This is a genomic window from Actinophytocola sp. (assembly GCF_035634895.1).
Classification (GTDB): Bacteria; Actinomycetota; Actinomycetes; order Mycobacteriales; family Pseudonocardiaceae; genus Actinophytocola.
In genome coordinates, this window is sequence record NZ_DASQCC010000026.1 from 58,726 (window position 1) to 68,752 (window position 10,027).

General features: G+C 69.1%; 12 protein-coding genes. 8 read left to right on the forward strand and 4 right to left on the reverse strand.

The features are described from left to right. Position 1 precedes the first annotated feature (1 nt). Positions 2-607 carry a hypothetical protein gene (locus VET29_RS04185; protein ID WP_324914862.1) on the forward strand — a complete coding sequence of 202 codons (606 nt, stop codon included), beginning with the start codon at positions 2-4 and terminating at the stop codon, positions 605-607. Further along, entirely contained in the window at positions 604-1,434 is an 831-nt protein-coding gene (locus VET29_RS04190; protein ID WP_324914864.1) for a hypothetical protein, read from the forward strand. Before VET29_RS04185 ends, VET29_RS04190 begins: the two co-directional genes overlap by 4 nt. A gap of 3 nt (positions 1,435-1,437) precedes the next feature. Here VET29_RS04190 and VET29_RS04195 read toward each other — a convergent pair whose 3' ends face one another. Both VET29_RS04195 and VET29_RS04200 read right to left on the reverse strand, forming a co-directional pair. Then, positions 1,438-2,394, reverse strand: a complete 957-nt coding sequence (locus tag VET29_RS04195; RefSeq protein WP_324914866.1) for a hypothetical protein — start codon at positions 2,392-2,394, stop codon at positions 1,438-1,440. Between the two features lie 186 nt (positions 2,395-2,580). Continuing rightward, positions 2,581-3,039 (reverse strand): helix-turn-helix domain-containing protein, encoded by a 459-nt coding sequence (locus VET29_RS04200; protein ID WP_324914868.1) that lies wholly within the window; start codon positions 3,037-3,039, stop codon positions 2,581-2,583. 58 nt (positions 3,040-3,097) lie between these two features. Here VET29_RS04200 and VET29_RS04205 point away from each other — a divergent pair, with 58 nt between their 5' ends. Beyond that, the gene (locus tag VET29_RS04205) at positions 3,098-4,540 is read left to right on the forward strand and encodes an MFS transporter (RefSeq protein ID WP_324914870.1); all 1,443 of its coding nucleotides are present in this window, start codon (positions 3,098-3,100) and stop codon (positions 4,538-4,540) included. On the opposite strand, the gene VET29_RS04210 is transcribed toward VET29_RS04205, so the two are convergent. Next, on the reverse strand, positions 4,532-5,392 hold the full coding sequence (locus VET29_RS04210; RefSeq protein ID WP_324914872.1) for an SDR family NAD(P)-dependent oxidoreductase: 861 nt from the start codon (positions 5,390-5,392) through the stop codon (positions 4,532-4,534). The two genes, VET29_RS04205 and VET29_RS04210, sit on opposite strands and share 9 nt — an antisense overlap. 75 nt (positions 5,393-5,467) lie before the next feature. Between VET29_RS04210 and VET29_RS04215 the strand changes: the two genes are divergently transcribed. Next, positions 5,468-6,079 carry a TetR family transcriptional regulator gene (locus tag VET29_RS04215; RefSeq protein ID WP_324914874.1) on the forward strand — a complete coding sequence of 204 codons (612 nt, stop codon included), beginning with the start codon at positions 5,468-5,470 and terminating at the stop codon, positions 6,077-6,079. 115 nt (positions 6,080-6,194) lie between these two features. Here VET29_RS04215 and VET29_RS04220 read toward each other — a convergent pair whose 3' ends face one another. After that, the gene (locus tag VET29_RS04220) at positions 6,195-6,761 is read right to left on the reverse strand and encodes an urea carboxylase-associated family protein (RefSeq protein WP_324914876.1); all 567 of its coding nucleotides are present in this window, start codon (positions 6,759-6,761) and stop codon (positions 6,195-6,197) included. A 375-nt stretch (positions 6,762-7,136) separates the two neighbouring features. Between VET29_RS04220 and VET29_RS04225 the strand changes: the two genes are divergently transcribed. The 4 genes from VET29_RS04225 (at position 7,137) to VET29_RS04240 (ending at position 9,564) form a co-directional block, all read left to right on the forward strand. Beyond that, complete coding sequence (locus tag VET29_RS04225) at positions 7,137-8,120, forward strand: sigma-70 family RNA polymerase sigma factor (RefSeq protein ID WP_324914878.1); 984 nt, start codon at positions 7,137-7,139, stop codon at positions 8,118-8,120. A 44-nt stretch (positions 8,121-8,164) separates the two neighbouring features. Continuing rightward, a complete protein-coding gene (locus VET29_RS04230; RefSeq protein WP_324914881.1) occupies positions 8,165-8,602 on the forward strand; it encodes a nitroreductase/quinone reductase family protein in 438 nt (145 codons plus the stop codon). Positions 8,603-8,705: 103 nt separating this feature from the next. After that, entirely contained in the window at positions 8,706-8,957 is a 252-nt protein-coding gene (locus VET29_RS04235; RefSeq protein WP_324914883.1) for a hypothetical protein, read from the forward strand. A gap of 37 nt (positions 8,958-8,994) precedes the next feature. Next, entirely contained in the window at positions 8,995-9,564 is a 570-nt protein-coding gene (locus tag VET29_RS04240; RefSeq protein WP_324914885.1) for a suppressor of fused domain protein, read from the forward strand. Positions 9,565-10,027: the final 463 nt, after the last annotated feature.

Consider the following 10,027-nt stretch of genomic DNA (forward strand, 5'->3'; position numbering starts at 1 on the left):
CATGTCGATATTCTCCAAGCCCGACCGGAGATGGCTCGAGGAGGCCGGCCGGGACTTCGACCTGCGGGAGTTCGACGGCAGCGTGGCCACCGGTCGCGTGGCGATCATCCGGCTGCTCGACGAGCGGACCGAGCTGGCCGGCAAGCACGTGCTGCTGACCGCCGGCCTTCGGCACGTCACCGTCATCGACCAGGCGGCGGCGAACCGGGTCGTGATCCGCATCCCCTGGGGGTCCTTTGTGGACGCCGGGGTGCACGCCGAGCCGGGCACACCGCGGCTGCGACTCGACCTGGCGGTACAGCTCGGCATCACGATCGTTCGGTTCGCACTGTGGTTCGACGCGGCCGAGCGGGTCAGGTTGGACCAGCTCGTCACCCACATCCGTCGTCACATGGAACCCCCGCCGGCCGCCCCACCCACGGCGGCTCCGGAGCCGCCGCCGGAGGACACGACGGCGGAGGTGGTGCCGTCGCTGGAGGTGCCGTTGCTGGAGGTCCGTTGCGCACCACCGATCAACGACTGGCTCGTCTTCCTGCCCGGTGACTGCAGCGCGGAGGTGCTCAGGAGGGTGGCGCCGCCACCACCCGTGAACGGAGCGGTCGAATGAGCCGGGCGGCCTGGTCGTGCGACTACTGCGAGACGAACAACGGCGCGGGAAACGACAGCTGCCGCAACTGCGGTGAGGAACGCGCGGTGGCCGGCGGCGCGGTGCCAGCGCATGTCGACGCCGCCGGACGGACGCCTGCCACGCCGGAGCGGCCGGTCTTCGTCACCTCCAGACACGCGACGGCGCCCGAGGAGGTGGCCCCACCCCAGCCCTCGCGTGTTCGGATCACGGGTCGTCGACCCGCTCCGGCGGAGCGGCGCCGGCCCACACCGGAACCGTTTCCGCTGGTGCGGGAACCACCCCCCAGACTGCCGTCAACCCCACCACGCCTCCCGCCGCCACCGCCGCCGGGCCGTCCGCGGCCCGGCGGCGGCCGAGTCGCGCGCCGGGTCTCGGCGTGGGCGGCGCTCGCCGTCGCGGGTGCGCTGGTCGCGGGGAACTGGGACTCGATCGTCGACCTGCTGCCGGACGTCGACCACCGGTCGAGCTCACCCTCGGACGCACCGGCGGCGGCGCCCTGCCCGACCGAGGTCGCGCAGTGGTTGCCCGACGGTGGGAGCGGCGCCGTGCTGGAAGCCGCCTTCACCACACCGAAGTTCACGATCACCCTGTGCCGAACGACCGGTGGGCTGCTGTACTACGACGGTCAGGTGACCGGCGCGACGCCGACCGCGGACACGCACCTCTCGATCCCCGCGACCCCGACCCCGACCGGTTACGTCGCGCGGAATGGCACCTACACGTACGAGATCGCGGGCGACCAGGTGTTCATCAGCCACAACGGCGAGAGTCTGTCCCAACAGCCACTGACCCGCACCGGGCCCTGAAGATCAGTAGCGCCAACGGATTCCCGTCGCCCGATCAGACGCCAGGTTGGTGAACGCGGTATGCACCTCACCGACAGCGTCGACCGAGATCTGCTCGGCCGCGACGGCGTCATCGTCGATGTCGCGCTGGTAGACACCGACGAGCCGGCCCACCCAGGCCGGCGGGCGGTCGATCGGAAACCGCACGCGCAGGTCGAAGTTGCCGCAGTGGTAGCGCGGCAGGCAGACACAGTGCCGGCGCAGGGGAAAGTCCTCCGGGAGGCGGACCCACAACGCGTACTCATGGACCTCGCCCCGCCGAAGCGGCCTCGGCAGGGTGAGTGCCATCCCGAGGCGGTCGGAGGACTCCTTCGGGCCTATCCGCAACCTGCCGCCGTAGAGCATCCGGAACGCGACCCGGTCGAACAGCCCCGGTTCGGCGTCGGTGAGGGTCATGGCGAGGTCCAGTTCGGTCACCCCGTCGCGCGCCGCGACGACCCTGCGAATCTCCAACGCCTCCAGGCCGGGCTCGTCGAGCGCGAGGGTGAGCTGAAGCCTGTCCGTCCACCAACCGGTCCCCCGTTCCGGCTCGGCCTCGGCTTCGAGCAGTGCCCTGGCCAACGGCTCGAGGGCGCTGTCGACCCAGCGGCGAACGGTACGGGGGTTGACGCCCTGCTCCTCCGCGAACTTCTCGACGCGGTCCTTGTAGTAGCGGCCCCGATATTCGGGAGTCAGTCCGAAAGCGACGGTGACCGCGGCACTTTCCTCGGCCATCAAAGCCTTGAGGGCGGCCCGCAGGCGGCCCAGCATCCTCACGCGCACCGTGGCGGCGTCATCGCCGTCACGAAGGCCGAACGTGGCACGAACCGCCGGCGACAGGCGCTCATTGCCGGCCACGCCGACGATCGCCGGTCCCTGGCGCAGGTTCTTCAGCTCGCCGACCAACTGGTGGACATCCGGCGCCGATCCACCGCCGGTCAACGCGAAATCAGGATCACGGCCATACCTCGACACTGCTCGAAACCAGGCAGTCACACCATCGGCTGATCGGGTACTACCCGTCACCCGGACCGCGCAACACAGGCGACATGCGGAGATTTTGCGTACCGTGTCTCGATTCACGAATGCGTCGGGGCACCTACCATCAGCCGACCGTGTCCCGCTACGTCAGGGGGTCTCGCGGCCCGCGATCGTCCAGCCCGGGGTGAGCTGCTCACGGGACACGTCCGCGCCGTGGACGTCCTCGCCGCAGGTGGCGCAGACCGTCTTCGCGTGGAGTTCGTGGTCGTGGTGGCACAGGCGCACCGGGGGCGTCGTCACCACCCAGCGGTCGCCCCAGTCGAGCAACGCGCGCATCGCGGTGCTCAGATCGCGGCCGGCCTCGGTCAGGTGGTAGCCGTCGTGGCGGCCGGTTCCCCGGGTGAGGACGCCGGCGGCGACGAGGTCCTTCAACCGCGCGGTCAGCCGGTCGCGGGGCGCGCCGGTGTTGCGGGCGATCTGGCTGAACTGGTGGTTGCCGTACGCCACCTCCCGCACGACCAGCAGCGCCCACCGGTCGCCGACGACGTCCAGGGCGGCGGCGAGCGAGCAGGGACGGCCAGGGAGCGTGGTCGGGTCACGGCGCATGTGTCCCACGATATGACTGGTTTGCTTTTCAAACCACTCTTTGGCTACCGTTCACGGCGTGGTTGGAAAATCAAACCGAGCGGCGACGGTCGTGGTCGTGCTCGCCGTCTTCATGACGAACCTGGACCTGTGGATCGTCAACGTCGCACTGCCCGACCTGGGCAGGAGCTTCGCCCCGGCGACGCTGGGTGACCTGTCGTGGGTGCTGAACGGCTACGCGATCACCCTGGCCGCATTGCTGGTGGTGGCCGGCCGCCTCGGTGACCGGATCGGCCAGCGGCCGGTGTTCCTGGTCGGCGTCGGTGTGTTCACGGCGGCGTCGCTGGCCTGCGCACTGGCCCCGAACCTGTGGGTACTGGTGCTGGCCAGGGTCGTCCAGGCGGCCGGCGCGGCCGCCCAGCTGCCGACCTCGCTGGCCCTGCTGTTCGCGACGGTCCCAGCCGACCGCCGCACGGCCGCGACCCGGGGCTGGGCGGCGGTGGGCGGCCTGGCCGCGGCGGCCGGCCCCGTGCTCGGCGGTCTGCTGGTGGAGATCGACTGGCGCTGGGTGTTCGTGGTCAACGTGCCGATCGGCGTCCTGGCGATCCTGGCCGGCCGCGCGACTCTCCCCCACCCCGCCGCACGCGAGAACGGCCCGCTGCCGGACGCCGGCGGCGCCGCACTGGTCACGATCGCGGTGGCGTCCCTGACGGGCGCACTGGTGCAGGCGCCGTCGTGGGGTTGGAGCGCGCCCCGGACGCTGGGCCTCCTGGCGGTCGCGGTGGTGACCGGCGTCTGGTTCCTGCGCCGCACGGCCAGGCACGCGAACCCGCTGCTGGAGCTGCACCTGCTGCGGCTGCCCCGGTTCGGGGTCGCGAACGCGGGCACGATGCTGTTCGGTGTCGGCTTCGCGATCATGCTGCTGTCGAACGTGCTGTGGTGTCAGGACATCTGGCACTGGAGCGCACTGCGGACCGGTGCGGCGCTGGTACCGGGCCCCGCACTGGTCCCGATCGTCACGGTCCTGACCACGAGGCTGGCCGCCCGCGTGGGCCACGGCCCGCTGGTGACGGCCGGTGGCCTGCTGTTCGCGGTCGGCATCACGTGGCGTGCGATCGCCGCGACGGCCGCACCGGACTACCTCACCGACCTGCTGCCCAGCATGATCCTGACGGGGACGGGCGTCGGGCTGGCGCTGGGCACGCTGGTGGCGGCCGGCGTCCAGGCCCTGCCGGCCAACCGCGCGGCCACCGGTTCGGCGCTGGTGAACTCGTTCCGCCAGATCTCGGCGGCGGTGGGCGTGGCGGTCCTGGTGACCATCCTGGGCACCCGGGTGGACCTGTCGGCGATCACCGGGTTCCGCGTGGCGTGGCTCCTGGCGGCGGGCCTGGCCCTGGCCACCGCGGCGACGGGCCTGGCACTCAGCAGGCCGCGCGCGGCCGCGCCACCGAACCGGCAGCCAGGTGATGCCGACCGTGACCTCGGACCCCTGCCGGACCGCGGCAACGCGCGGTCAGCTTGAGCGAAGTCGTGCCCCGAGCAGCTCCTCGGAGCGTTCCCACAGTCCACGAGCCAGCTCGGCGTCGTCCGCCTGCGGGTTGCGCGGCGCGACGGCCCTGCGCCGGTAGTAGTAGGCCCCTGACTGCCAGTCCGTTCCCGGGGTGCCTTCGGCCAGCCACACGATCTGGTCCGCACCCTGGGCCGCTGTGGACAGTCTCATCAGGTGCGGCAGCAACGGTTTGGTGGCGAGGAAGCGGACAAGACGCATGACCGGACTGGTGGTGTCGGAGGCGAAGTTCGTCACGACGTTGCCCGGGTAGAAGGAGGCCGCCGAGAGCCCGTCGGCGTGGAAGCGGCGGTGGAGTTCCGTCGTGAACAGGATGTTCTCCAGCTTCGACGCACCGTAGGCGTGCACGGGGTTGTAGGCGCGATCGTGGTCGAGGTCATCCAGGTGGATCTCCTTGGTGAACCTCACCGTGCTGGAGGTCTGGAGCACCGACGCCCGCGACGCGACGAGCGTGTCCAGCAGCCGCCTGGTGAGCAGAAAGGGCGCGAGATGGTTGACCTGGAAGGTCTTCTCGAAGCCGTCCACGGTCTTCGTCCGCGTGCCGAACACTCCGCCGGCATTGTTGGCGAGCACGTCGATCCGCGGGTACGCCGCACGGAGCCGGCCGGCGAGGTCCTCGACGTCGTCGAGGCGGGTGAAGTCCGCGACGTAGCTGTCGACCTGGAGCTCCGCGGCGACCGCGCGGGTCTTCTCCACCGAGCGGCCCACGACGACGACGGTGTGCCCGTCCGCGTGCAGCCGCCGCGCGGCGGCTGCGCCGATGCCGTCGCTCGCGCCGGTGATGACGACCACCTTGTTATCGCTCATTGCCCTCTTCCTCTGTGGGACCACATCGCATTTATGAGACACAGTACCAGTAATGGTCTGTAGTACCATCCGGCCATGAGTCCGAACCAGGCCGCGCGCGGCGTACGGGCGCGAGCGCGTCAGTCCGTACGCGCCGAGGTGGCCACGGTCGTCCAGGACCTGGCCCTGGAGCGCGGCTACACGGAGACGACGGTCGATGACATCTGCGCGGCCGCCGAGATCTCCCGCAGCACGTTCTTCCGGTACTTCTCGACCAAGGAAGAGGCCTTCTTCGGCACGACGGCAGACGCCGGTGAGCACCTGCGTGACGCGCTCACGGCCCGGCCACCCGACGAGGCGCCCTGGACCGCCATGCGGCGCGCGCTCGATCTGCTGATCGAGCAGTACGAAGGCCACGATGAGCGCACGCGGCGGCTCACCCGCCTGATCATGAACACGCCGTCGCTGGCCGCCTGGCATCGCGAGAAGAACGCGAGATGGCACGAACTGCTCCGGCCCGAGATCGCCCGCCGCCTCGGCGCCGACCCAGCGGACGAGTCCGACCCACGTGCCAACGCGGTGATCGCCGCCGCCCTGGGGTGCGTCGAGGCGACCCTGACCGCGTGGACCGCGACCGCTCAGCCGCGGGCGCTCTCCGAGATCCTGGACCTGGCCATGGCGGCCCCGCGCGGCGAGGGTGAGCGGTAGGCCGCGACTCGCCGTGAGTACGCGCCCACGCTGGATCGAGGGAACGTGCCCAACCCCGTTGCCGGCGTTCGATCAAGCTCGGACGACTCCGCCCGACGATCTTCTGAGGCGTCGGTCACGACGGCGGCGCGATCTCGACCCGCAACGGTTTCGCCCGGCCGCCGTTGGCGGTCACCGCGGCACACGCGGTAATCGCCACCAGCACGTCACGTTCGGCCACGAAGGTCACGCTCTGACCCGCCGTCGTGACCGGCGGCAGGATCTTCAACCCGCCGTCGACACCGACGGCGACGTTCATGAACACGTTGAACGCGATCGTCACCGTCGCCGCGGGCACCCCGAACGCCGCCAGCGATGTCGTCAGGTTGTCCAGGCAGTTGGGGTGCGGCTCGGTCACCCCGTAGCCGATCTCGTACATCTCCTGGCTACACGGCGCCCACAGGAAGTCGTGCGTCCCAACCTCGTCCTCGACGATCGTCAGCAGGGGGCGGCTGCGCCGGGAGTACAGCACCGAGCCGGTCGACAACCGGATGCTCTCGCCGTAGTCGAACGTGCGGCCGTTGCTCAGCCCGTCCTCCAGATCGTCGACCGGAACCGCGAAGACGTCACCGGTCTGGCTGCCCTCCACGTCGACAACCCTGACCAGACTCCGATGCGGCACCCGCCACGCCCTACCGCTCATCGCGGGCACCAACTCGTTCCGGACCATCAGGCAAGCCCCCTCAGGGTTCGTTACACCGGGGCATTATCCAGCCACGAACCAGATCGGATGACGGTGCCATGCGAAATTCGGACCCGCTCAGCCGATGCTCGGCGGCAGTTGCCCGCGCGATCTCACCAGGGTCGGATGCGATCCAGCCAGCGGTCGATGGTGTCTTCGTAGCGGCCGGGGTCGTAGGTGGACTGGGCCGGTCACCCCGGGTTGACGGCGGTCCCTGCTCGATCTCGTTCGACCGAAAGACTCGTGCCCGGACCGATTCCTTTCGCGGGCGTGGGCGGTCTGTATCAACGAGGCGCTCGGGGATCCGAGGTTTCAGGCAATCGCGAGGACATGGTGATGACGGAGGGCTCAGAGGAGTTCGAGCAGCGGACCGCGCCGTTGCGGCGCGAGTTGCTGGCGCACTGCTACCGCATGGTCGGCTCGGTGGATGAGGCCGAGGACCTGGTGCAGGAGACGTACTTGCGGGCATGGCGGTCCTACAGCGCTTTCGAGGGCCGCTCCTCGCTGCGCACCTGGCTGTACCGCATCGCCACCAACGCCTGCCTGTCCGCCCTGGAACAGCGCGGTAGGCGGGTGTTGCCGTCTGGCCTGGGCGGTCCGACCGACGATCCTGATGCTCCGCCGAGCCCGGCGGAGCATCAGGTGACCTGGCTGGGACCGGTTCCGGACGCTGCGGTGACCCCCGAGACCGGCGACCCCGCCACGCTTGTCACGGCACGTGAGGGCGTGCGGCTGGCGCTCGTCGCCGCCCTGCAGTACCTGCCCACCCGGCAACGAGCCGTACTCCTGCTCCGGGAGGTGCTGGGTTTCCGTGCCAGTGAGGTGGCGGCCATGCTCGGTGTCTCGACCGCCGCGGTCAAGAGCGCGCTGCAACGCGCCCGTGCCCGGCTCGATGAGGTCGCGCCTTCGCCCGAGAGCGTCAGCGAGCCAACCGAACCGCACGCCCGGGACCTGCTGCGCCACTACATCACCGGTTTCGAGAACGCCGACATGGCGGCCCTGGAGAAGGCGCTGCGCACAGATGCCGCCATCGAGCTGGTGGGCACGCGGACGTGGTTCTCCGGCAAGGCGACGTGCCTGCGCTACCTCGCACACGTGATCGGATCTCCTGGCGACTGGCTGATGACCCCGACCCACGCCAACGGCCAACCCGCCGCGGCCACCTATTACCGCGCAGACGACGGAACCCATCAGGCCCTCGGGGTCGCCGTTCTCACCATCGCCCCCGCCGGGGTCGCCCGCGTCACCGTCTTCCCCGGCGGCCCCCGACTCGTGACGAGATTCGGTCTTCCCTCCGTCCACCCGGGTCGCCGGTCATAGGCCACGTCGCGGTCCGAATGTCATCAAGGAAACCAAGGAGAGTCATGCCAACCGTGCCAGCCGACGAGGAGTTCCGGACCTACAACCACGGCGTCATCAGCGAGTTCCGCGCCAATCACGGCACGGTCAGCCAACCACCGTTCCCGATCCTGCTGCTGACCACCACCGGCGCCCGCACAGGACGGCAGACGACCGTGCCACTCGGCTTCGGCGTCGACGACCAGGGCCGCGTGTTCGTGGTCGGCTCCAAGGCGGGCGCTCCCAAACATCCGGCCTGGTTCCACAACCTGCGAGCCAACCCAACCGTGACCGTCGAACTCGGCGGCGGCTCCTACCAGGCCCAGGCCGTCGTCACGACCGGCGAGGAACGCGACCGCCTCTACCGCATCGTCTCCGACGGCACCTCCGCCTACGAGCAGAACACCGACCGAATCTTCCCGGTGATCATCCTCGAAGGCGTCCCCGCCCCGACCGACCGCTGACCTGCCGAGGGGAGCTACCGCCGCGCCGGAGCCGGCGACGACTAACATCTCCTGGCCTCCCCAAGGACATCGTCGTCACCGTCATCACGAAATGAGACAGGGAATGGTTGAGTCGCTCATAGCCGGTGTCGCCCATGCCATCGAGATGTTCGAGGCCGAAGAACTGGACGTGACCGGCCTTCAGGGACGAATCGGCTCGGCTGTCGACGCCCTGGACCACACCCGTCCCGAGTTGTTGCGCGAGTTGGAGACCCTGTTGTCGGACCTGGAGTTGATTCAGTTCACGATGCCCGCCGAGCAACAACGCGCCGCCACGACACGTCGGCTGGCGACAACGAAGGCCATACTCCAGTGACCAAGGAGACGAGGGAAGCCGACCAAGTAGGTCTCAAGTGACGGTTGCCAGCGTCTACGACGCCGTTCGTCGGCATTATTCGGACTTCCGGTCTGGTCGCAAGCACAAGGATTTCGAATGGACGGCCGGGCCGATGGCCGGTCATCTGCCGGAGTTTCGGATACGTCGAATAGAGCCCAAGAAACGGTCCGACCCCTGGGTTTATGCCACGGTCGGCGCATGGCAGGCGACTGATGGTGCGGACAGCAAGGAGTTCTTTCTTCTCTCGCCGGCGCAGACGCCCGAACAGGTAGAGACTCTGGTCATGGTGGCCTATTTCCATGCCGATCCGAAACATCGGTTGAAGATCGGGTCAACGGTGAACATCGGCCGGCCGTGGATGGGTGATGCGCAGGCCGACCACCTGCTGGTGTCGTTGCCCTATCCGTACGGCCCGATCCTGGAGCACTGCGATGCGGACGGCACTCACATCCAGGTGCTCTGGCTGGTCCCGATCACAGCCAGCGAGGCCGCCTACCGCCGCGCACACGGATTGGAAGCCCTGGAACAACTCCTTGAGAACGATGGCGTCGACATGATCAGCCCACGCCGACCTTCCTTGGCGTGATCACCGATGAACCGTGCCGGACAGGGCAGAATCGAGTGGACCGAGGAAATCCGACCGTGGGGCTTCTGGAGCTGGTGTCAGTAAGGGGACAGTTGCGGGGACATCCGCCGGAGAGTGTCGAACCTGCTCTGGGCACGCCCGCAGCGGGTCCAACGGTGGCATCCGCTGTCCCAAGATGAAAAACGGACTCTCGAACCGCTGCGAAGCATCGACACGTTGCACCATCTCCAGCCGAACCCCCACAACCCGCAGGCATGCGGCTGACCATGAACACACCCGCGGCAGCAGACCGACGACTGCCTCCCTAGTGTCCCGCGCCGGAAATGCGGTGATCAAGTCGGTGGATCCAGGTTTCTGCTGGCAAGACGCCGGTTCGCCCTCGTACTGGGTCGTACTTGGGCGAACCGGCAACGCCGCCAGCAGGAAGCTGGGCCGCCGAATTAGTTGCCTGATTTCCGGCGCG